This window comes from Paenibacillus polymyxa, from assembly GCF_015710975.1.
In the GTDB taxonomy this organism is placed as follows: domain Bacteria; phylum Bacillota; class Bacilli; order Paenibacillales; family Paenibacillaceae; genus Paenibacillus; species Paenibacillus polymyxa.
On the sequence record NZ_CP049783.1, the window covers coordinates 5622394 to 5646040 of the forward strand.

Below are 23647 nucleotides of genomic sequence, written 5' to 3' on the forward strand. Positions count from 1 at the left end.
CATTTATCGATTTCAATGCATATTTCATAAGTAAGTCGTTCGGTGATGCCTCCCTCCTGTTCATCCATTTGAAGGGATCGGAGGCATTTATTAGCTTCATCACTTATATTGAAACATCAAACATTCAGGAGGTTAGCGTAATGGCTTCATTACAACAAAACAGCACACAGACAGCTCCATCCCCATTCCTAGTTCCCTTGGATTTTGCACGTATACAGCGCAAGTATACATCCTCTACTTATCAAGTAGAGTTAGAGACATCCATCTCGGAACAACTGAATCAACAAAACACTCCGGAAGACAAACAAGCAGTGCTCTTATCAGCGTATACTGCATGGTTATATCGTCTATCCGCAGAGGAAGAAGTTTCTTTCTCTACTTTTGTGCCTCAATCCGGTCTGCTTACAGCATCGTTGACAGTTGAAAAGGAAACGACTTTTCATGAACTGGCAAGCTTATTTCAGGAGATGCTCCGTGAGCCTAATGCATTCCTGGCAGAACCGCAAGCTGATACTTCATTTTCAACAACACTTCCTACAGACAGCGGTGTAGAATCCCGTATTATGGACTGGGCTGTTCGTGATAACAATGGCACTTATCAATTACAGATTCGGTATGATCAATCACTCTTGCTGGAAACAACGGTGGTTCGCTACGCAGAATACTTTGCAACCCTTCTGCGAGGCGCGCTCAACAACAGCCATGCACTTGTAAATTCCATTGACATATTATCGGACGCAGATCGAGCTGCTCACGAAGCTTTAAATGATACCGTCGTAAAATATCCTGAGCATCAGACGATTCACGGAATGTTTGAAGAAGCGGCTTCCCAGTACCCTGATCGTCCAGCTATTGCTTCCCATACGGGGGAGTATACGTACCGTGAATTGAACGAGCGTGCTAACCAAGTCGCACGTGTTTTGTTATCCAAAGGTCTCACCAAAGGTGAATTCGTGACCATCTTCATGGAACGAAGCTTGGAGACCGTTATTTCCCTGCTCGGCATCCTAAAAGCCGGAGGCGTGTACGTTCCTGTTGATCCCGCTCACCCTGCTGACCGGAGTAGCTACATTGTCGAGGACACGCGTTCTCCTTTTGTCTTAACAACTTCCGCACTCACCCAACAAGCGGCTGAACTATGCGGGTCCATTGAAACCGTAAAAGAAATATTAGCTATTGACGGACCACTGGCAGGTTATGCAGCAAGCAATCCAAACGTTGAAGTAAGTCCAGATGATCTAGCTTATGTCATCTACACCTCCGGTTCTACAGGCAAACCAAAAGGTGCCCTGATCGCTCACCGCGGTGTCGTTAACCTAGGAGCTGTCGTACAACGCGATTGTGACATTACGCCTCAGGATGTATTGACCCAATTCGCCACCTATAGCTTCGATGCTTCTGTATGGGATACGATTGGAGCCTTGTTTTACGGTGCAAAATTGTACTTGCTGTCTTCCGAAGAGCGCGTATCTGTGGAAGAATTCGCTGAAGCCATCGAACGTACGGGCACGACGATTATTACCATTTTGCCAACTGTATTCTTTAATCAGCTATCGACGTACTTGTCAGACGAAGGTTATCGCAAGCTCGCAAATGTTCGGATTGTTACCGTGGCAGGCGAAGCGCTGTATGGCTCACAAGTTCGGGCGTTCCAAAGCAAATTCGGTACAGACACAGACATCGTCAACGTATACGGACCAACCGAATGCACCGTAGCGACGACGACCCATCGGGTCCGCGGTGCCGTCCCTGAACATGTCGTTAATATCCCGATCGGCAAGCCGATTTACAATTACAAAGTGTACATCGTTAACGACGATAACAAGCTTTGCCCAGTCAATATTCCGGGTGAAGTATGTATTGCTACGCCTGCGTTGGCCCACGGCTATCTCCATCAGCCGGAGCGTACAGCCCAATCGTTCGTGGACAATCCTTTTGTCCCAGGTGAAAAAATGTACCGTTCAGGTGATATTGCCAAGCTGCTGCCAGACGGTACGATTGAATACGTAAGCCGGAAGGACTCGCAGCTCAAAATTCGGGGGAACCGGATTGAAATAGGAGAAATTGAAGACCATTTCTCCAAACATCCAGGTGTTCAGGACGTAGCTGTTGTCGCCGTCAAGGATCACACAGATCAGAACATGTTAGTGGGCTATTTCACCACTTCGGACGGACAGTCCATTCCACAGGACGTTATACAGTCTTATATTGGAGGCAAGCTGCCTTCCTATTTTGTACCAACCCATGTCATTCACCTGGAAGCTATGCCTATTTCACCAACTGGCAAGATCGATCGTAAAAAGTTGGCTCTGCGCCCACTTCCTGAAGTGTCTGATCTTACGTCCGGCGGAGAACCTCTCCGTGAAGGAACTGAAACACTCATTGCCGAAGCATGGACACAAGTGCTTGGTAAACATAACATTGGCGCGACTGACGATTTCTTCCTGATCGGAGGCGATTCGCTTCGTGTCATTCATGTGCTGGCTATTCTGAAGCCGCGTTATGGCGCGCTGCGTATTGGAGACTTCTTCCGCTACAAAACTGTTCGTGAGCTTGCTGAATACGTGGAGCAATTAGGTACAGAACAAGCGCCGCAGCGCAAGTCACTCGCGATTTCTCAGGAAAAAACAGATTTGAATGAACATCCTATTGAGTTGCCTGGCGCTTCAGATTTAGCTGAAATCCGCGACTTGCGCGTGATTTTATTGACCGGAGCCACAGGATATCTGGGTTCACACATTCTGTATGACCTGCTCCACCGGACAGAAGCCAAAGTATACGCAATGGTACGCCCTTCTCAGGACGGTCCATCTGGCTTTGAGCGTATTCAATCCGTATTGACAGGATATTTTGGTCAAGATATCTCCAGCTTGATGGAAGGACGGGTGAAGGCTGTCTATGGGGATCTAGAGCAAGCGGATCTGGGTCTCTCTTCTGTCGACCGCCATATGCTAGAGCACCAGATCGACGGTATCATTCACAGCGCTGCTGACGTTCGCCATTTTGGTGATTCGGCAACCTTCGATCGCACGAATGTGACCGGAACATTGGAACTGCTAAAAATCGCTCAAGCTAAGCCAGAAGTCTCCTTCCATCATGTTTCCACTATGGGAATACCGGAGGATCTTGCAAACGAAGGAAAATGGGAATCGACATTAGAGTTCTCTGCCTTCCCAGATGAACTGAACGTGGACAACCTGTACACGAACAGTAAACTTGCGGCAGAGAAGTTATTGTTCCAAGCAGCTCAAGCAGGTACACCTGTCTCGATCTACCGTGCGGGTAATTTGACAGCCCATTCGGCCAACGGACGCTTCCAACGTAATATCGATAGCAATGCTTATTATCGTATGATGAAGGCGATGCTGCTGCTGGGCAAAGCTCCACAAGCCGATTGGCATACAGACTTTACACCAATTGATTACGCCAGCCGTGCTATCGTAGAACTGTCCGTCAAACAAAAAAGTGCGAACCGCATTTTCCATATCTGTAATCCGAACCCACTGCCATATGATGAACTGATCGCTATGGTAAACCAGCTTGGTTACGCAGTAGAAACGCTGCCTTTTGACGATTACAGCGCTTGGCTGCTGAATCCGTCTTCTGGCATTCAGGAAGATGCACTTCACCTTGCTATGGGACAACTCGAAGGTGATGGTGCCAAGGACTCAGCTTACCGTTACGGCTGCTCTGTAACCACAGCTCTGCTGGAACAAGCTGGCGTACAGTGTCCGGTAACCAACCTGGAGTTTATTCGCAATATGATCCAGCATGCGGTCGAGATCGGTTACTTCCCGGCCTCATCTTCGGTATCTGTACAAGCAACACAGAGGTAACAAAGTTGTGATATTTCCCCCGCATGTTTTCGGTATGATAGACTAGATTTTGCTAGTTTCATATTTAGTATAAACCTCTATACTTTCAGAATTTTTTGCATGCGGGGGATGTCATTCAATGAAACACACTTTTTTAAAAAGAACATTGCTCATCATAAGCTTGGTAGCTATTCTCGGGATTTTGGTGCATGAAGCACGTAACATTTATCACACACCTGTAGTCAAAGGAACTCATCGTACACGCACTGCTAATGCAGATCGACTGGTACGCCATTTATTTTCACTGACGCCTACGCCAGATAAGGTATATTACCAAAACAAAGTAATTGTCCTGATGTATCATGAAGTAACCAAGACTCCACCTGATCCCGGTGCTCTCAAGCTTAGTAATTTAACGAAACAATTGGACGAAATGAAAGCAAATGGCTTCCATTGGATCACCATGAAAGAGTATACGGATTTTATTTTACATAAAGGCAAGGTTCCCGCTAATGCGGTCCTTATGACATTTGACGATGGTTATGAATCCTTCTATACGGACACTTTTCCCGTGTTGAAGAAGTATCATGTTCCGGCTACCAATTTTCTCATTACATCCACAATCAGCAATCCTAAACATATTGGTATACCAAAGCTGACATGGGATCAAATTCATCAGATGCATGCAGAGGGCATTGATTTTTACAATCATACCAATGACCAGCATGCTTACGGATACTCCAACACAAAGCGCACCAAACAAAAACCACTTCTGATGGGCCCGGTGTATTCGAAAAAGCTGGGGCGAATGGAAACCGAGGACGAGTTCAAACAGCGGGTTTATACCGATTTGGACCTGGCTGACAAGAAGCTGTTTAAACATTTACACAATGATCAGAATGTACTGGCCTTCCCTTATGGTGGGTATACCAAGGAGACGTTGGAAATTTGCCGCTCCTTGGGAATTGACGTTACGTTTACGGTGAAACGAGGAATTAACTCACCAGGGCAAACGAACGGCTATCGCGTCAATGCAGGAGGAATACACAATATTCCCGAAGTATTGGTGCAATATATGAAAGAAGGGGCTCCACTTCGCCCACTTCCTTTTGCCCAAGGTCCCAACAAAGTATCCTGAACAGCATAGTATATTTAGGATAAAAAGAACCTTTACAACCACTATAAGTCGTGGTTGTAAAGGTTCTTTTGTTGTATGGATTCGAGTTCAGGGCCAGATACGAATTAGCGCAATAACAGCCAGATGTACGGGATAAAAGCTGCGCCACAACCAACGCGGTACCCGACGATAAAATCCGCTCTCCCCTGTGGCAAAACATACAATCAGAATACTGGACAGCAGACTAAAGTGCTGAATATTCGCATGGTGTACCATATCATACACAACATTCAAAACAAAATGGGCAGCAATCATCATATATGAACGGGTGTATCGATAGATGAGAACAAGCAGCAGACCATAGGCTCCGTAATCCATCTGGCTGAGCTCCATGAACAGGGCTGTGAGGACGTACAGACCCGATACAGCCACCCAATGCTTCATGCGAGATGCAGCAGCCAGCGCGAGTAACGACGCCAGTAGCGTCCAGATCACATTGGGTCTATACACATCAAACGCCAGCATATAGGGCACCTGGGAGATCAAGGCCAGCCCTAGCAGGCGAAGCATGTAGCTCCGCATATTTCGGGTACGGGTATAGCCCATATAGAGGGCGTATGCGTAGATTGGAAAAGCAAGCCTGCCGGCAATTCTCCAAGCCGGATCTGTCGGAAAAAACACAAGTCCGACATGGTCAATCAGCATCGTCAGCATGGCCAACCAGTACATATAAGGCCCCCTTATTCATGTTTTAGGTCTTTTCTTCCGTCAAATTCAGAATGGCGTTCATAATATCCGTTTTCGTAACCCGCCCTACTAGCCCCTGAATTGGAGCCGAGGAGGTACATGGCTCGTCCAAAACAGGAAGACAATTAATCTGATGCCGGATCAGTCTCGATATTGCTTCCAGTAAAGAATCTCCTGGAGCAAGCGTCGTCATTTGGGCCCGGCGAGTCATAGCCATGGTCACCGGGACAGTGTGAAGATCAGTATGTCCCAGCATGACCTTCAGCAAATCCTTGCGGGTAACAATACCAATGAGCTTCTGCTCCTCCCCCGTGACCATCAGCGTGCCTGTATTTTGCTGAAATAGCATTAACACCGCATCATAGGCGGTAGCATCACCTGATATCAAAATCGGGTCACTCAGTATATCTGCCACAGTCAGCTTTTTGAGCATACTGCCGATATGGCTATCATAGTTTGGATAACGCCCTGGCAAGTAGCCTACCTTTGGTTTGGCATCTACTAGCCCGAGCATAACGAGCAAAGCAAGGTCAGAACGCAAAGTCGGCCGCGATAGTCCCAGCTCTTCAGCAATTTTATCCCCTGTAACAGGCGCCAGACGCTGGACAATATCTACAATTTCCCGCTGTCTTTCTGACAGTTGAATAATGATTACCTCCTTATGGAATGGGGTAGTATACATTATAAATGAGCATAGGTCGGCCAATTTCAGCATGTTTCGACAATTCATCAAATTTTAATCAAAGACCGCTTGTTTTCAAATTTAAAATGTGTCACAATTAAAAATGTAATACATACTAATTATAAGTTTAACGTGTGCAATATGCTACATTTAAATGAGCTAATGTACGCCATATGATATGTATTATGTACTATATAACCCTGAGGAGGAAAATCAAATGAAATTTTTCTTGGATACTGGTAACATTGAAGAAATCAAACGTATTGAACGTTTGGGTCTGGTTGATGGTGTAACAACGAACCCTTCCCTGATCGCTAAGGAAGGTCGAGTGTTCAAGGAAGTCATTCAGGAGATTTGCAGTATCGTTGAGGGTCCCGTAAGTGCTGAGGTAATTGGCCTGAAAGCTGAAGATATGCTCGCAGAAGCTTATGACATCGCAAAGTGGGCACCTAACGTGGTGATCAAGCTTCCTATGACCGAAGACGGTTTGTACGCTTGTAACGAGCTGACCAAGAACGGAATCAAAACGAATGTAACATTGATTTTCTCCGCAGCTCAAGGTTTGATGGCAGCCAAAGCTGGTGCTACTTTTATCAGCCCGTTTGTGGGACGTCTGGATGATATCGCCGTTGACGGCATGAAGCTGATCCGTGATCTGAGACAAATTTTGGACATTCATGGTTTGAAATCCGAAATCATCGCTGCTTCCATCCGTAACATTAAGCATGTAGAAGATGCAGCTCTGTCTGGTGCACATATCGCCACTATTCCAGGTTCCTTGCTTCCTTCTTTGTGGAAACATCCGCTGACAGACAGTGGTATCGAACGCTTCCTTAAGGATTGGGAAACCGTACCTAAAGCTTAATTCGCCAGTCATGGCAAACTATATTGTACTAAAACCCGAACAGCCCGTTTTTTACGGGCTGTTTTTTTGCTCTTTTTCCCGCATAGACAAGTAAAAGTAAAGTGGAAAAGGAATGTATGTTTACAAAACGCTGCACAACTTCTTTTGACAAAACAACTTGTTGTCCATATAATTGTTATAACAACTAATTAATTTCAAAGTATCCTGTGCGGAAAATTAGAAAGGAGTGTCATATGAACAATTTGCCTCCCGATTGCTCTATTGGGATGTTACTTGGAATCACCCATCGCAAAATGAGTCAACAGCTCTCGCATCGGCTTAAACCTTATGATATTTCCCCAGAGCAATGGTCGGTTTTGTACCAAATCTATCAGGCCGAGGGTTTAAATCAGAAAGAAATTGCAGCTAAGGCTGTAAAGGACCAGCCCACCACGACTCGTATTATTGATTTGTTGGACAAGAAGGGCTGGGTACAGCGTGTGAACAGCCCACAGGATCGCCGGGCTTATTTGCTTCATTTGACTGAAGCAGGCCGACAGCTTGTGAAGGAGACTCTCCCCGTCGAACGAGATGCCAACCACGATTTTGTAAAAGGAATTTCCTCTGCAGATCTGAAGCAATTCCGCCAAACGCTTTTACAAATTCATACCAACATGACTGAATCAGAAAAACAAGGAGAGAACGATTAATATGCAACAAGGCAAGCAACCTCTTTGGACCAAGGAATTTATCGTTCTTACGGTTTCCAATTTATTTTTGTTTCTGGAACTACAGATGATTGTATCTTCCATTCCTTCCTATGTGAAAAATGCATTCCATGCTACCTCCGTGCAGGTCAGTCTTGTTACGACTTTGTTCGCATTAAGTGCAATTGTCGCAAGACTTTTTTCTGCCCGTATGCTGGAAAAAGGACATCGCAGCGCCCTGATCTTCGTTGGACTGCTGTTTGCATTAGCAGGAACGCTGGGATACAGTGTTTCACCGACAATTGCGGTACTCCTGCTCATGCGTATGCTGTTTGGGATTGGCTTTGGTATGAGCAGCACTGCCTTTCCAACAATGGTCACTGACGTCATCCCTCCCAAACGTCTCGGTGAAGGAATGGGATTTTTTAGTCTGTCCACTAGTTTAGCCATGTCTATTGGGCCAACCATCGGTATTTCGATGCTGCAATACGGCAGTTTTAACCTGCTTGCCTATTCGACATCTGCTGTCATCGTTGTCATTTTCCCTCTAGCCTACTGGCTCATTCGCACACTGCCTAAGGGGCATGTCGAACCACCTATGGTCCCTTTGGAGGAAGGGCGCAAACCGGCATTTAACCGTAAATTGTGGATTCCCGCCTTGTTGAACATGTTGATGTCTATCACATATGGCGGGTTGCTCGGTTTTATGGCGCTCTATGGAGATGAAGCTAATTTGGCGCACCCGGCTTACTTTTTCCTGTTTAATGCGGTATCTGTACTGATCGTGCGCCCCTTCTCGGGCCGTATATATGACAAAAAAGGGGCAAAGGCACTGCTCATCCCTGGTTCCCTGTTTCTCATTGGTGGTCTGATTCTGCTTTCTTACGCAAACAGTGACGCCTTTATGTATCTGTCTGCTCTTTGCTACGGTATCGGGTTTGGTGTTATGCAGCCAACCTTGCAAACCTGGATGATTCAGGTCGTGTCACCTAAACAGAGGGGCATGGCAAACGGTATGTTTCTCAATTCCCTCGATTTTGGAGTCGCAGCCGGAGCACTTATACTTGGCGTTATCGCCAAAGCCAGTGATTATGCATGGATGTATCGTCTTTCGTCACTGTTTGTTGTGCTGTTCTTGCTGATTTACGTCATTCAGATTATCGCAAGCCGCAAGCCTAAAACAAATGTCCCTTTGGAGGGGTAAGACTATTCTTTAAAATGAGTATCCATCTATATTTGCTCAAATATCAAAAGCACTCGTTACCATGGCTTTACATGGAAAACGGGTGCTTTTTTTATTTCAAAGCTTTTTCAATTGCAATTTATTTATATTTCGCAGGAGTTTTGTGTCTTAGCTTAGAAGAAAGAGGCTTTTCTCGAGACACGTATGTCATTCCCTCAGTCTTATGGCTACGATCACTAGATTTGCCCCCTGCGGGTTCATCCTGCTCTGGCTTGACCGCAAATAGCATAAGCAGAGCCGCAATCCCCCCCACTGCGGCCATGACGCCAAAAAGCAGACCATGCCCACTGCTGCCGATCAGCAAGGATACAACCGGAGGGCCTAAAGATACTCCGACAAAGCGCATACTGCTGTACAAGGAAGTGATGGTTCCGCGCTCTTCTTTTTCAATTCCCTTAGTAATCAGTGCATCCAAACAAGGGAGTGCGAGCCCAATACCCCCCCCCCTAGCGTAAACAGGCCAATCACAGCATAAATATGTTGAAAAAATCCGAGAATAGCAAAGCTGATCGTCAATATGGCCAAACCACCGAAACCGATCCATTTCATACGCTTTTTGTGCTTGCCAATAACCTTGCCACCTAAATAAGAGCACAGACAGAGGGAAATAAGCGGTATGGCCAGCACAAAGCCCTTCCAGACGCCATGGAGGTTGTAACGACTTTCCAGTATGTCGGATAAGTAGAACAAGACGCCAAAAATGACGAACATACAAATACCGCCCATAGCAAAAATAGCATAGAGCCAGCGTCCTTTTTCGGCAAGCACCTGCTTCACATTCCCCACAAATTCTCGAAACCTAATCGGTTGGTTTTTACGCTTGGGTACATGGATCAGCCAAATGACCAAAATAAGCGAAATCAGACAGAGGCCCGGAATCACTGCCAATGGCAAAAACCATAGTACAGCTCCCAGCGCAGCACCGAGAATCGGACTTAATACTTTACCGAATGTGTTGTAGGTCTCGACTACCCCCAGGTTCTTGCTGGCTTCATCCTCGTTCTCATACAGATCGCCCACAAGTGGAATGACTATAGGAAAAGCCCCCGCCGCTCCCGCGCCCTGAAGTAGACGACCTGCAATAATGGTCCAGTAAGCTGCCAGGTCATGTAGCAGCCATGCTCCCACCGCAGAAATGCCCCCTCCAATCACAGTCAGAATCAGACAGGGAACAATCACCGCTTTACGGCCAAAACGGTCGGATAGATAGCCAGCAATCGGTATCAGTAAAATGGCCACCACCGCATACACTGTAATCAACATGCTAATCCGAAAGGAGCTTACATGTAACTTACGTCCGATTTCCGGTAAAACCGGAATCAGCATGGAATTACCCAGCGTCATCATCAGCGGGATGGAACCTAATGCAACCAGATTCCCTTTATTTTGTTGCATCCCGTTACCACCTTTGCAAAAGTAATAACACAGCTGTCCAAATTCGTTCAACAGATGTTATTGTGTTTACATTGGTGGGAATTTATACGACTATACTTTAAAACCACCGACCCTTGCGTTCAGCAATTGCGACATATCCGCCAGAGTGTGAATGGACGATGCAATTTCCTCCATGGAAGCCAGTTGCTCTTCAGCCGCCGCACTGACGCTTTGGGTTCCTCCTGCCGTCTGCTCCGCTACTTCACGTATGCGTTCCGCCGCCTTCACCATTCGCTCTGATCCACCGGACATTTGTTCTACAGACCGATTAACACTGTGAATTTGCTCGCTGACCTGTTGAATGGAACTTCCAATCTGGCGAAATGCAGTTTCAGCGGATTGCATGACCTTTACGCCAGATTGCACTTCAACTGTTCCAGACTGCATGGTGGAAGCGACATGCCCAACATGCTCCTGAATGTTTTGCACAAACTGTGTGATTTCTGCTGCTGAAACCGATACCTGCTCGGACAATCTTTTTACCTCAGAGGCCACAACAGCAAATCCTTTGCCCTGTTCTCCCGCTCTTGCCGCTTCAATGGATGCGTTAAGCGCCAGCATTCCAGTCTGTTTGGCAAATCCGGTAATAACAGATCCGATCATGCCAATCTGCTCCGCCTGTTCACTAAGTGAACGTACAGCACGTGCAGAGCTGTCTACACTTTCGCTTACCTTCTCCATCTGACGCATAGCCTGGCCAATCGATTGTTCCCCTGCTTCTGCATCTTTAGCGGCGGTATCAGACAATTCATATACCTGCTCGCTTGTGGCAGCAATCTGTTCCAGCTCGTAGGCAAGTTCTTTCATGGTATCTGTAGTTTGTGTAATATCATCGACCTGATGCTCCATGCCCGTCGCAAGCTCTTCCATTACACCGGAGGTATGACGATTGGCCTGATTCATTTCCTCAGTACTGACGTTAACACGCTCTGCGGTTACCGTTAATGTACGAGCCGTATCCTGAGCATCCACAATGATACTGCGGAACCCTTCAATAAGCTTGTTGTAGGAGCTCGCAATCATACCGATTTCGTCTTTGGACGTAATACCCAGTCGACTTCGCAAATCTCCTCCACCTTGAGACATTTGCAACAACTGCTCATTCATATGGTGTAATGGACGAATCGAACGAATCAAAACGATAGATTGAGCAATGCTGTAAATAATGACCAAAAACCCTACAATGCTCGTAATCAAAGTTGTATTCGTCATCGTTTGGTGCGCCTGCTGTATTTTCACCGTTACCATATCTTCCTGCGCCTTGACAAATGCTACCACCTTGGTATCAAGTTGCTTGCGCAAAACCCGTTCGTTTTCAAAATCATCGAGCAATTCAGAAAATGGAGGGAAAGCATCATCTCTTGTACTCTTATACCCCGCTGTAGTCAGTAGACTATGAACCTGATTCATATAGGTATTAATCCCTGTTTTGAGCTCAGTCATCTTCTTCTTTGTATCCTCATTACCTGTATTGAGTAGAGCTTCTGTCTCCTGTAGCAACTTTGCAACTTCACTCTGCTTGTTTCCGATCTCGTTCCCATACTGTTCGTCACGAGTCAGCAAATATGCCCGCTCATCATTGGATATCCCGTTTAACAAAAATTGAAGAGACTTGGAGTTATACGCAATCGTCTCTTCACGATTCATAATATCTTTGTACTCGTTCTCACTATGTATACTTAAAATGTAATTGGTCAGCAGCATGGCAGCAATCACACTTGGGATCAGTATCGCGCTGAGAATCATTTTGGCCTTAATTGTTAAGTTCATGAATTGGTCCCCCAGTTGTTTCAAAATAAAATGTTCAACTTACTATATATCGTTTTATTGGTGTGTTTTTTTAAATGAAAGCGGAAAAGTGTATAGATTTTTAAATATATTTGTGTCTATTAAGTGAACATATATATGTTTTTTAATATCAAAAAACAAAAAAATTCAAATTAGGGAAAAAGATAAGAACTATTATCCGTTTGTACTTGTCGGATTCGGATGGTTAAAAATGATATACTATGTAATAGTATGCTATAAGCCTCAAGGAGGATTTGCATGAAAATTCTGGAGCTCAAACCACTTATTCACGTGCTTAACAAGTTGGAAACCCGTAGCTGTCTTATTGAGCAGCAGGGAAACATGATCATGGATTACTACCGTGAACCTCAAATTGCCAACGAACTCTATAAAATAAATTCCTGTACCAAAAGTGTGATTTCCGCATTAGTTAGTATGGCTATGGATCAACAACTGGTACCCAAACCAGAGACACCGATCCTCGAATTTTTCCCCCAGCTGGCCAAAGATAGTGACCCTCGAAAGCGTGATATTACGATTGAACACCTGCTGACGATGTCTGCTGGCTTTAACTGGACGGAATTTGGGGGACAAAATTCTTTTCCTACCATGAGCAAAACGTCCGATTGGGTGCAATTTGTGCTTTCACAGCCATTATCGGATATACCAGGTACGCGAATGGAGTACAGCTCTGGCTGTTCTCAACTTTTGGCCACCTTGCTACGTTCTGCCTTTGGACAAGCCGTTGCTGAATTTGCCGAGGAGCAATTATTCCAGCCACTCGGTATCGATAACTATCATTGGGAAACCGATCCGCAAGGCACTCACACCGGAGGCTTCGGGCTACATCTCAGACCGCTGGACATGCTCAAATTCGGGCGGCTTTATCTGAACGAAGGAAGCTGGGAAGGACGGCAGATCATCCAGACAGAGACCGTCCGATATTCGACTCGTCCATTTCTTCCAGCCTCCAAACCACAAAAAGCATATTACGGCTGTCACTGGTGGGCTTCTTCCTTTTCGGATAAGAGAGAAACAGGAACCGAAATAGACTATTTTTACGCACTCGGCTTTGGTGGGCAATATATTATTGTGGTCCCGTCCTATGACTTGGTAGTTGTCCTCACGGCTGATACATTTAAAAAGAAGCGGACTCCTGTGGATATTTTCCGGCAGTACCTTGTACCACTCCTACTTCAACAGAATGCATAGGGAATGATATCTAAGCTAAATTTGAAGATATTCTCTTTCAGAATGCCACATTAAAAAGGGGTTGCCTGTTTGTATCAGGCAACCCCTTTTTTTCGCAATATAATCGCTATATTATAATCTATCCATCTACAGATGAACTCCTGACTAGCCCAAGTGAATAGTGAGCTCTTGTTGTCCGCTGGTGGCTGGTGTAATGATTACCCCCTGTTCTCCTGCCAGACTGCTGCCTTCCTCCACTTGAACATCCTTATGGATACCGCGCAGTACTAACGACCACGGTTTAACGGCACCTTCTGCCTTCACCGTAATGACAGAATCCTTACGGCTGGCAGTAACCGTGAGCTCTTCTTCGCCTGATGTATTCACGATAACCGAACGAGCCTGTTGCCCTTCGCCGAGCTCAAACAAATGAAGCGTCACTTGATCTGCATAATCATAATCCGGACGACGATCCTCATGACCGATGGCCAACAATGTGTTTGGCTTCACGAGCACAGGTAAGGTTGTAAAATCATGATGCTCGTTGACCCAACGACCACCAGACACGATTTCATTCGTTAACAAATTCGTCCATTGTCCCTCGGGTACATAATAGGTTACATTGCCTTCTTTATTAAAGATCGGGGCTACCAAAATGGAATCCCCCAGCATGTATTGTAGATCCAGCGTTGCACAGGTAGGGTCCTGCGGGAATTCCAATACCATAGCCCGCATCATCGGCAGTCCCCTCACCGAGGATTCCACAGCAGAAGCATACAGGTGTGGCATCAGTGAGCATTTGAGTTTGGTAAAGCTGCGCACCACGTCGACTGACTCTTCGTCAAACAGCCAAGGAACACGGTATGACACATTTCCGTGTAGACGGCTATGGGAGGATAACAATCCAAACTGTACCCACCGTTTGTATAAGTCCGGCGCAGCCGTTAGTTCAAAGCCGCTAATATCATGGCTCCAAAAGCCAAAGCCACTCAAACCAAGCGATAATCCGCCCCGCAAGGACTCTGCCATCGACTCATACGTGGACGAGCAGTCTCCGCCCCAGTGAACTGGGAACTGTTGTCCCCCGGCTGTGGCAGAACGTGCAAATAATGCGGCTTCATTTTTGCCCAGCTTTTCCTCCAGCACATCAAACACAGCTTTGTTGTACAAATGCGTATAGTAATTGTGCATTTTCATTGGATCAGAGCCATCATAATAAATTACATCTGTTGGAATACGCTCACCAAAGTCGGTTTTGAAGCAATCTACGCCTTGATCGATCAGCACCTTCAGCTTATCCTGATACCAGGCAACTGCAGCCGGGTTCGTGAAGTCAACCAGCCCCATCCCCGCCTGCCACATGTCCCATTGCCACACGCTGCCATCAGCTGTTTTGACCAAATAGCCATTCTCCATACCTTCATCGAACAAAATGGACTTTTCTGCAATATACGGATTGATCCATGCGCAAATTTTGAGTCCCTTAGCCTTCAATCTCTGCAACATACCTTCTGGGTCTGGGAACATATCTTGATCCCACTGAAAATCGCACCATTGGTATTCTTTCATCCAGAAGCAGTCAAAATGGAATACCGAGAGTGGCAGATCCCGTTCAGCCATCCCGTCGACAAAATGGTTTACTGTCGCTTCATCATAATCAGTCGTAAACGAAGTGGTCAGCCACAAACCAAAGGTCCAGGCCGGTGGCAATGCAGGTTTGCCTGTCAGCTTGGTATAATTGTCCAGTACCTCCTTAGGATTAGCTCCACCAATAATAAAATACTCTAACGATTCGCCAGCAACGCTAAACTGTACCTTCGAAACATTTTCCGATGCAATCTCGTAAGATACCTTTTCCGGATGATTGACGAATACACCGTACCCTTTATTAGATAAATAAAATGGAATGTTTTTGTATGCTTGTTCACTGCTGGTCCCGCCATCTTCATTCCAAATATCAACGACCTGACCATTTTTCACAAATGGAGTGAAACGCTCTCCAAGGCCGTATACGTACTCCCCCATACCCAGCTCCAGCTGCTCCCGGAAAAATGGCTGGTCCTGCGGGTCTGTAATATAGCCGGGTCCCCGATGCCCACTGCCCGTGACTTTACGATCCTTGACATAAAAGCCTACGTCCCAGCTCTTTCCACGACCGACTCGCACACTCAGATCGCCGCTTTTCAGCACTGCTACGTCCTCACCCACCGTAATATCCACCTCTGTCGGTAAGGTGTGAATTTCAAAGTCTGGTCCATGATGTACCCGTCCCTTATGGTGGTTCAGACGCACCCGAATAACATTCGGCATGGGAGAGCTGTAGGTCGCTTTCAGTAACGCTCCATTTAGCGTATCCCCTTTGTGCTCGATCCGGTGGGTTGCTGCATATACCGTCATGGAAGCATCGTCCGTCACGATATCACGGATGTCAGCAGGATTTTGTATTTCATAGCCCTTGCGAACCAACCAATAGCCATCAGTAAATTTCATCTGTCTCTTCCTCCATCTCGACTTTTATATTCCTTGTTCCCAAATCGCTGATTGGATTTTTTCGAAATCCTTACTATAATAATATTGATTTATGTAAGGGTTTACTTCTTTTATTTTGACGTTTAGTATCAATATTTTGATGTTTTCTATATAAATCAGTGTGCCGAAAGGAATCAGTAAAATGCAAAGGGAAATGTTAAGAGAAAACCGTATTCACGGCAATCCCATGTATCCAGTCAGCGTATATCCGAGCGTAGAGCAATTGAACGGAAATAGTATATTGGAGTCCCATTGGCATGAGGAAATGGAGTTTATCGTAGTAGAACAGGGGAGCGCTATATTTCAGACGGATATGGTCTATACGGAGGTTAGCGAAGGTGAAGCCCTTTTTGTACACAGTGGCGAGCTTCACGCTGGTTATTTACAAAAAAGTCCTCGATGTGTATTTTCTGCGGTGGTGTTTCACCCGGATATGCTGCACAGCCGCACGCAAGATACAGTTCAGACGCAGTTTATTGAACCATTTATCAATAAAAAACTCGTCCCTCCCCCTCACATTCGCGGTGTGCAGCCTTGGGAGCAGGAGCTATTGACCGCGTTGAAACGTATTATCACTAGCCATGAACAGAATGCGCCTGCCCGTGAACTGGCGACCAAGGCGCAGCTCTATAGCATAATTGCCTGCCTGTTCCCGCACATGACTCCGGCTAGCGGAGAGGACGTGGTTATGGCGAGTCAACGCAACAAGGTCGAACGGATCAAAAAAGCACTGGCGTACATCAACAGCCATGCGCATGAGCCCATTCGTTTGCGAGAGATCTCAGATGAGGTTGGGATGAGTGAGGGACATTTCTGTCGTTTCTTCAAGCAGATGGTGCAGAAAAGTCCGGTTGAATATATCAACTATCAGCGGATTCAGAAGGCTTGCAGGTTGCTAGAGCAAAGTGACCGCAAAGTAGTTGATATTGCGCTGGATGTGGGATTTGAAAATCTAAGCTATTTTATTGCAACCTTTAAAAAATGGAACGGTCTGACTCCTTCGCTATACCGCAAGCAGCACGAAGCAGATCAGGCGCTTGCTGTCCTTTCTATAACAGACGGAAATTTATGATTTTGTTTTGAATAGCTGCGCGTAAAGTTACAAAAAGAAAGAACGAACAGAAGATCAAGTTCTCCGTTCGTTCTTTCTTTTGGTTATACATGTCCAATTCACCGAATAAGCAAATCATTTATTTTTTGGGCTTCATAAGTATAAGGACAATTTTTCTTCGTTTAATATAGTAGAATATATACCCCCCTACTCCTCCTAAAACAGAGGGAATTAACCAGCCTAATCCTACATCATATAACGGAAGAATTTGAGTAAAAAAGTCATTAATTACTTTAATTTTTATTCCAGCAGCATTCAAGCCGTCAAATAGACTAACAATGAAGGTTAATATTAAACTGCCTTGATATACTTCTGATTTTCCTTTAAACACGGAATGTAAAAATGTTAAAAATATTAGAGAAATCGCAATAGGATATATTGCAATTAACACTGGCGTTGAAACCTTAATGAGCTGTGTTAAACCTATATTGGCTACAATGGTACTAAATATGGATAACATGAGAGCAATTCTTTTATAAGAAACTTTCGGAAACAAGGTATGAAAAAAGGAAGAACAGGACGTAATAAGCCCTACGCTTGTCGTTAAACACGCTACTGTAATCATTAAGCCTAATAAAATGGAGCCGTAAGATCCAAAATAATAGGATGAAACCTTGGCTAACACCTCAGCACCATTTTCTAAAACACCCAGTTTTTCAACGCTAGAAGCTCCCATGTAGGCAAGAGACGTATAGATAAATGCTAAGAGGACAACCGCAATGGTTATCGATTTGGCACAAATGATCATCAGCTCTTTTTTGGCAGTAACTCCTCTTTCCTTAATTGCATTCACAATAATAATTCCAAAAATAAAGGCTACAAGAGCATCCAATGTTAAATAACCTTCTTGAAAGCCTTTGAAAAAGACGTGCGAAGTATAGCCTTCGGCAGGTGCTTGGAAGGCTCCTATGGGGTGAATAAGGGCTACGACCACCAGAATCCCAATGAATGTCAATTTAATGGGTGTTAAAAACTTTCCGATCACATCAATAATTTTTGTAGGGTTAAGTGATAACAAGCATGCAACCCCAAAAAAAAGAATGGTAAATACAAAAAGTGCGACAGGATGATCTGTATGGTTTGAAAAAAAAGGCTTGACTCCAATTTCAAACGACACACTACCGGTTCTTGGAATTGCATATAACGGGCCAATGGCTAGATAAAGAATCGTTGTAAAGACAATCCCGAATACAGGATGTACACGACTCGCTAAAGTTTGTAAATTGCTTTTGCCTGAAAAAACAAAGGCAGTGATGGCTAGTAACGGTAAGCCAACTCCGGTAACCAAGAAACCCGCATTGGCTATCCACACATTCTTTCCAGCCATTTGACCAAGCATAGGTGGGAAGATTAGATTCCCTGCACCAAAAAATAAGGCAAATAGCATCGATCCTATAATAATAATAAAGGACGAAGAAACACTTTTTGACATAATAAATCCTCCAACCATGAAATCACAACAGTTTGTTATCATTCATTTTCTTTTTATTTTGTGTAGTACATGCTCATAGGGTTATAGCAGCACCAAGTAGGGATAGCCATCCGCTAACCCTTCCCGACCGGTGTGAAACGTTATTCAAGATGTGGGGTTCGATAACTCATCATTACACAATACTCTATATACGTTCACGGTATCAAGTAACTTTGTACTTGCGAAAGAACCACTTCATCCCCTTGCTTTAGCAATTTATTGTGCTATCAGTATGACCATGTCAGCCAGACCTTAGAACAATTCTACTTCTTGCCGTGTTTCTCCTCCTACCAAATGAGCTCAATGAACTATAAAGAATTTTACACGTAGGACTTATTTCTTACAAGATGAGAAAAGTTATGTACAACCCAACCTGGCAATTGATTGCAATAAGCACAGGAAATCTTGGGAAAATGCCCTATGGATTCAATTCAATCCTCCTTACAATTAATAGTACAGACAATGCTTAATGACGTTGTCAACACATTGAGCAGCTACAATTTGAAGGGGTGCTTATACATGAGGAATTTGGCAAAACGCAACTATTGGTCTTTGAGCGTTTTTAACTTCGCTTATCTGTTTACATGGTCTGCCGCCATGTCTTTTTTTGTCATTTGGCTAGGACAAAGCCTGGGGATTTCAGAAACCTACACAGGGTTTTTATACGCGGCTAACTCTATCGTTGCCTTGATCATGCAACCCCTGTTTGGGTACTTATCCGACAAGCTGGGCTTGAGAAAACATCTGCTGTACATACTTTTTACGATTCTTTTGCTCGTCGGACCCTTTTTTATCTATGTGTACGGTCCATTGCTTCAAACGCAGTTCGTCATTGGTGCTATTGTCGGCGCCCTATTTATCGGCCTGGTGTTTAATGCAGGTAATGGTGTCGTCGATTCCTATATGGACAAAGTGTCACGCAAATACGGGTTTGAATACGGACGAGTTCGTATGTGGGGCTCACTCGGGTGGGCAGCTGCTACCTTTGTTGCGGGACGGGTCATCAATATCAATGTGAATCTGACCTTCTGGATTGCCTCCGTATCTGCCGTTGTTGCTATGATCTGCATCTTCCTGACCAAAGTCGAAATTTCTGGACAGGAGCAGCAGAAAACTGAATCGTTGAAGCTCACTGACGTACTGCATCTCGTACGCACCACAAAGTTCTGGTTTCTAATGCTATTCATGGTTGGTGTGACCCAAATTTATGAGGTATATGACCAGCAATTTGCCACCTATTTCGTATCTCAGTTCAGTTCTAAAGCAGAAGGAAATCAATTCCTTGGTGATTTAAGTGCTGTGCAAGTATTCCTGGAATTTGTGTTCCTGTTTGTTACCCCATGGTTTGTCAACAAAACGACTGCTAAGTGGGCATTGATTATTGCCGGAGCGATCATGTCATTGCGTATTATCGGTTCTTCGCTGCCGTTCGGTTCCATATGGGTGGCTGCGATGAAGATGATTCACTCCCTGGAAAAACCGCTGATTCTGGTCGCCATCTTCAAGTACATTACCGTCAACTTTGACCAGCGCTTATCGTCCACCATGTACCTGCTGTATTTGTTTATGGGCTCCCTGGTGGTATCTGTTTTCTCACCTATTGTCGGACATATGTATGAAGTTCTGAATTTCCCGATCACTTATGTTATTTTGGGTTCCATTGCCGGTCTGTTCACCATCATTTCCTGCTTTACGCTGACAGCTGACAAGAAAAATGGAGAACGGTATCTAGAGGAACGCCGTAAACAGGATCTGAAAAGATCTGCTAAAAAAGCTGAAGCCGTTCACTCGTAATCTAATGGTAACAGCGGTAGTCTAGGACTTGTTTTTCTCGTCCAAGGCTACCGCCAACTTACTTTAAATTTTGAATACAGACACCGTTTGATTCATCTCTTCCGCCCGCTTGGCAAGCATGTTAGCACCTGCAGACACTTCCTGCATGGAAGCAGTAGTTTCCTCGACTACGCTTGCGACTGTTTGAGTAGAATCGGCTGCACGTTCGGAGATTTCGGCAATTTTCTTCATAGATTCCACCATAGAAACGGTTCCTTCATTTACGGATCTTGCTTCTACAGCCGCAGTGTCTACCTCACCGCTCACTTCTTCAACGGCACCGACAATTTCAGAAAAGACGTTACCGACACCTTCGACAAGCATCATACCTTCATTTAGTGATTGAACACCTTCATTCATCGAGATGACAACTTCGTCTGTTCTTAATGCGATTTCGTTGACCAGAGAGGAAATCTTGCCGGTTGCTTCACTTGCTTGTGCCGACAAATTGCGTACTTCATAAGCGACAACAGCAAATCCTTTTCCCTGCTCTCCCGCTCTTGCAGCTTCTATACTCGCATTGAGTGAAAGCAAGTTGGTTCGGGCTGCTATATCACTGATCATAGCTGTGATCTGTCTAATCTCCGCTGACTTTTCTCCTAGAATATTTACTACTTCAGCGGATTGAGTTACCTTGGTATGCACATCTCTTATTTGAGAGACAGTGGAAGACATTTGGGTTTTCCCGTTGTTTGCTTTTTCTTGTGCTTGGATTGTGAGATTAGCTACATTCACAAAGCGATTGGTTATGTTCTCTACACTTTTAGAAACACCTACCGTGTAATTCAGTGTTTCAGCAATATCTGCAAGCTGTGTCTGAGATCCCTCTGCGACTTGAGTGGCACTTATAGCTATCTGCTCGGTAGCAATGCTTGTCTGTTCTGCACTGGCTGTTAACTGTTCAGCCGTAGAAGCAACCAGTAAGGAATTATCCACAACTTCCTTTAAAAGGTTGCGCAGTGAATCGCACATTTCATTAAAATCGGATGCCAATTCCCCGACCTCATCTTTGGATCGGACCCTAAGAGGTTCCACTTGCAGGTTCCCCCTCGTTACCAGCTTTATCTGTTCCGCTATCCTTAATATGGGCTTAGTGAACGATTGAGCCAGTAAAAAAGAACCGATAATTCCCAGGATCGTACATATGATAGTCAAAGAAATCATCAAAAGTCTACCTGAATGGTAAGATTGACTCGATTGATTAGCTGCCTCAGTGGCATACTGCTCATTAAGCACCTTCAGTTTATTTACATCGTCTAATGCCGCCTTATAAATAGAAGAATTTCCATGAACGATCATGTAGGCCATCACTTTGTCGTTTTCTTCCATGGCAGCGGAAACCACCTTTAGATGGCGAAGATACATTGCCCACTGACCATAAAAGTTGGTGAACAGTTCTTTTTCCTCCGCTGTAGAGGCTAAACTTTGATATTTATTTACACTCTTATCCATTGAAGCTGTAGCTTTGGTTAGTTCTTCTTGATAAGTGGTGCGAATAGCCTCATCCTCTTCGAGTATCAATCGAACAGTTAGTCTATCGATTTCTGTAATCTGCTTATCCATACCCTGAAGAAGAATAACCGCAGGTAAAGACCTGTTATTTACCTTATCAGAAGCCTCTCCCATTTCCGACATCTTAATGACTCCTATAACACTTGAAAGGGACAGTACGACAACCAGTATGAGAGCTGCACTAATTATTTTTTTCTTTAACGTTAATTTAAACATCCTTATCTTCCTTCCCGTGACTGGTCTCATATCATCCCCGCTGAGCTTTCCAGTATATGCGTATTTGGCGCAACAGCTCAGTCTTATCTATCTTTCCACTAATGTAGCTTTGGATAGATGCTCCTGTGATGGCCCTATGATCAGGTGGAAGTGTTGCCATAAACGGCAGCGTCTTTCCGCTCGACAAATATGACTTGATCGATTTACTCAAGGGATCGGTAGGCACCAAGTCAATACTCTTGAAGGCCGGTATAACATTGGCCTTGTTGACCAAAAGTTCCTGTCCGGACTTTTCGTATACCAGCCAGTTTAAAAATTTCTTGGCTTCCTCTTGCTGCTGAGGCGTGGTAGCTGTGGAGTCGATGAATACATACTTTGTCACACCAACTGTGATCTTTGAATTGTTTGGATCATTCGTATTATCATTTAACGGAAGAGGCAAAAAACCGTATTCCTCATTTGCCGTATCATTGCTCTTTATTCCATTCCAAGCCCAGTTACCCATAAACCAAAGCCCTACCTTGCCCTCTCCCAAAGCTTTGGCTCCATCGTCATACGTACTGTCCAAAGGCGAGTGCTTATTGATGCTGTTATCCTTGAGCAGGTCTAAAGTTTGTACCCATCCAGACATTACACTGTTTTGGGACAAATCGATGGAGTTGATCTGCATACCTTTAACAAACTCTGGAAAACCTTCGGGTTGAACAGAATAAGACAGAGCTAAAAGATGAGAGCCGAGAGACCAGTCCATTGGTGAAAGCATGACCGGTGCTACTCCCGACTGCTGAATCTTAGCCATTAATGAGTTAAGGCTGCTTCTACTTTGCACCGAAAAAGGATCAAAAGAACCCCCTGTTGCCTTGTCCAATACTTTTTTGTTATAGATTAATCCATAGCCTTCCACTGCAAATGGAAATCCCAGCACAGCATCGTTTTTCTTAACGGCGTCAAGTCCATTTTCTATCGTATCGGCTACCCACTTCTCTTTACTTAAATCAACGGCTTTATCCAGGAATGTCTGCGTGTCTCCCGGGTCAAGCATCGACATCGTTGCTGGACTTCCTGAGCCGTACATCGACATCAGCTTTTGATATGCAGACGTTCCCTCTGGAGCAGTAATAATTTCTAAAGATACTTCCGGATGCTCTTGATTGTATTGTTTTGCCACTTCTTCCAATTGGGTTTTTATTTCAGATTTGGAATTCAAAAATGTAATCTTAGTCGTCTGCTCTGATACTGGTGATGCTGAACAACCTATAAACATCAATAAACATGCTAGAGAAATCGCAACTTTTAGCTGTTTTCTCATTAACTTTCCCCCTAAAGATTTACTTTGTAAATTTTATGAACAATATTCAATGTTATCGACATAATTCCCCAGGGAGATTAGGAGTTTTTAGTTGGTAA

The 23647-nt window shown here is 44.7% G+C and carries 15 protein-coding genes and 1 pseudogene; 8 read left to right on the plus strand and 8 right to left on the minus strand.

The window, feature by feature from the left end; genetic code table 11:
- The first annotated feature begins 140 nt into the window (after positions 1-140).
- A complete protein-coding gene (locus G7035_RS25525; protein ID WP_019686961.1) occupies positions 141-3836 on the plus strand; it encodes a non-ribosomal peptide synthetase family protein in 3696 nt (1231 codons plus the stop codon).
- Positions 3837-3954: 118 nt separating this feature from the next.
- Complete coding sequence (locus G7035_RS25530; RefSeq protein ID WP_016819211.1) at positions 3955-4953, plus strand: polysaccharide deacetylase family protein; 999 nt, start codon at positions 3955-3957, stop codon at positions 4951-4953.
- An 87-nt stretch (positions 4954-5040) separates the two neighbouring features.
- On the opposite strand, the gene G7035_RS25535 is transcribed toward G7035_RS25530, so the two are convergent.
- Both G7035_RS25535 and G7035_RS25540 read right to left on the minus strand, forming a co-directional pair.
- Positions 5041-5661: a TraX family protein gene (locus tag G7035_RS25535; protein ID WP_016819210.1), complete on the minus strand. Its 621-nt coding sequence runs from the start codon at positions 5659-5661 to the stop codon at positions 5041-5043.
- Between the two features lie 22 nt (positions 5662-5683).
- Entirely contained in the window at positions 5684-6394 is a 711-nt protein-coding gene (locus tag G7035_RS25540) for a CBS domain-containing protein (RefSeq protein ID WP_019686960.1), read from the minus strand.
- Positions 6395-6578: 184 nt separating this feature from the next.
- Between G7035_RS25540 and fsa the strand changes: the two genes are divergently transcribed.
- The 3 genes from fsa (at position 6579) to G7035_RS25555 (ending at position 9116) form a co-directional block, all read left to right on the plus strand.
- The gene (gene fsa / locus G7035_RS25545) at positions 6579-7226 is read left to right on the plus strand and encodes a fructose-6-phosphate aldolase (RefSeq protein ID WP_013370592.1); all 648 of its coding nucleotides are present in this window, start codon (positions 6579-6581) and stop codon (positions 7224-7226) included.
- A 233-nt stretch (positions 7227-7459) separates the two neighbouring features.
- Entirely contained in the window at positions 7460-7915 is a 456-nt protein-coding gene (locus G7035_RS25550; RefSeq protein WP_016819208.1) for a MarR family winged helix-turn-helix transcriptional regulator, read from the plus strand.
- Between the two features lies 1 nt (position 7916).
- Positions 7917-9116, plus strand: a complete 1200-nt coding sequence (locus tag G7035_RS25555) for an MFS transporter (protein WP_019686959.1) — start codon at positions 7917-7919, stop codon at positions 9114-9116.
- A gap of 118 nt (positions 9117-9234) precedes the next feature.
- Here G7035_RS25555 and G7035_RS25560 read toward each other — a convergent pair.
- Both G7035_RS25560 and G7035_RS25565 read right to left on the minus strand, forming a co-directional pair.
- Positions 9235-10550: pseudogene (locus G7035_RS25560) on the minus strand (MFS transporter).
- A gap of 90 nt (positions 10551-10640) precedes the next feature.
- On the minus strand, positions 10641-12359 hold the full coding sequence (locus G7035_RS25565) for a methyl-accepting chemotaxis protein (RefSeq protein ID WP_019686958.1): 1719 nt from the start codon (positions 12357-12359) through the stop codon (positions 10641-10643).
- Between the two features lie 276 nt (positions 12360-12635).
- Here G7035_RS25565 and G7035_RS25570 point away from each other — a divergent pair, with 276 nt between their 5' ends.
- A complete protein-coding gene (locus G7035_RS25570) occupies positions 12636-13589 on the plus strand; it encodes a serine hydrolase domain-containing protein (protein ID WP_019686957.1) in 954 nt (317 codons plus the stop codon).
- 144 nt (positions 13590-13733) lie between these two features.
- Here the strand turns inward: G7035_RS25570 and yicI are convergent, their stop codons facing one another.
- On the minus strand, positions 13734-16058 hold the full coding sequence (gene yicI / locus G7035_RS25575; RefSeq protein WP_019686956.1) for an alpha-xylosidase: 2325 nt from the start codon (positions 16056-16058) through the stop codon (positions 13734-13736).
- Between the two features lie 181 nt (positions 16059-16239).
- Here yicI and G7035_RS25580 point away from each other — a divergent pair, with 181 nt between their 5' ends.
- A complete protein-coding gene (locus G7035_RS25580) occupies positions 16240-17169 on the plus strand; it encodes a helix-turn-helix transcriptional regulator (protein WP_016819202.1) in 930 nt (309 codons plus the stop codon).
- Between the two features lie 118 nt (positions 17170-17287).
- Here G7035_RS25580 and brnQ read toward each other — a convergent pair whose 3' ends face one another.
- Positions 17288-18640 carry a branched-chain amino acid transport system II carrier protein gene (gene brnQ / locus G7035_RS25585; RefSeq protein WP_016819201.1) on the minus strand — a complete coding sequence of 451 codons (1353 nt, stop codon included), beginning with the start codon at positions 18638-18640 and terminating at the stop codon, positions 17288-17290.
- Positions 18641-19198: 558 nt separating this feature from the next.
- Between brnQ and G7035_RS25590 the strand changes: the two genes are divergently transcribed.
- Positions 19199-20473 (plus strand): oligosaccharide MFS transporter, encoded by a 1275-nt coding sequence (locus G7035_RS25590; RefSeq protein ID WP_019686955.1) that lies wholly within the window; start codon positions 19199-19201, stop codon positions 20471-20473.
- 63 nt (positions 20474-20536) lie between these two features.
- On the opposite strand, the gene G7035_RS25595 is transcribed toward G7035_RS25590, so the two are convergent.
- The gene (locus G7035_RS25595; protein WP_017425785.1) at positions 20537-22240 is read right to left on the minus strand and encodes a methyl-accepting chemotaxis protein; all 1704 of its coding nucleotides are present in this window, start codon (positions 22238-22240) and stop codon (positions 20537-20539) included.
- Between the two features lie 31 nt (positions 22241-22271).
- Positions 22272-23549 carry an ABC transporter substrate-binding protein gene (locus G7035_RS25600; protein ID WP_019686953.1) on the minus strand — a complete coding sequence of 426 codons (1278 nt, stop codon included), beginning with the start codon at positions 23547-23549 and terminating at the stop codon, positions 22272-22274.
- Positions 23550-23647 lie beyond the last annotated feature (98 nt).

Coding starts and splice junctions, on each gene's coding strand:
- brnQ (WP_016819201.1), bottom strand. CDS start 18,640: ATGTCAAAAAGTGTTTCTTCGTCCTTTATTATTATTATAGGATCGATG.
- G7035_RS25535 (WP_016819210.1), bottom strand. CDS start 5,661: ATGTACTGGTTGGCCATGCTGACGATGCTGATTGACCATGTCGGACTT.
- G7035_RS25550 (WP_016819208.1), top strand. CDS start 7,460: ATGAACAATTTGCCTCCCGATTGCTCTATTGGGATGTTACTTGGAATC.
- G7035_RS25580 (WP_016819202.1), top strand. CDS start 16,240: ATGCAAAGGGAAATGTTAAGAGAAAACCGTATTCACGGCAATCCCATG.
- G7035_RS25530 (WP_016819211.1), top strand. CDS start 3,955: ATGAAACACACTTTTTTAAAAAGAACATTGCTCATCATAAGCTTGGTA.
- G7035_RS25595 (WP_017425785.1), bottom strand. CDS start 22,240: ATGTTTAAATTAACGTTAAAGAAAAAAATAATTAGTGCAGCTCTCATA.
- G7035_RS25565 (WP_019686958.1), bottom strand. CDS start 12,359: ATGAACTTAACAATTAAGGCCAAAATGATTCTCAGCGCGATACTGATC.
- G7035_RS25540 (WP_019686960.1), bottom strand. CDS start 6,394: ATGCTGAAATTGGCCGACCTATGCTCATTTATAATGTATACTACCCCA.
- G7035_RS25570 (WP_019686957.1), top strand. CDS start 12,636: ATGAAAATTCTGGAGCTCAAACCACTTATTCACGTGCTTAACAAGTTG.
- G7035_RS25525 (WP_019686961.1), top strand. CDS start 141: ATGGCTTCATTACAACAAAACAGCACACAGACAGCTCCATCCCCATTC.
- fsa (WP_013370592.1), top strand. CDS start 6,579: ATGAAATTTTTCTTGGATACTGGTAACATTGAAGAAATCAAACGTATT.
- G7035_RS25600 (WP_019686953.1), bottom strand. CDS start 23,549: ATGAGAAAACAGCTAAAAGTTGCGATTTCTCTAGCATGTTTATTGATG.
- yicI (WP_019686956.1), bottom strand. CDS start 16,058: ATGAAATTTACTGATGGCTATTGGTTGGTTCGCAAGGGCTATGAAATA.
- G7035_RS25590 (WP_019686955.1), top strand. CDS start 19,199: ATGAGGAATTTGGCAAAACGCAACTATTGGTCTTTGAGCGTTTTTAAC.
- G7035_RS25555 (WP_019686959.1), top strand. CDS start 7,917: ATGCAACAAGGCAAGCAACCTCTTTGGACCAAGGAATTTATCGTTCTT.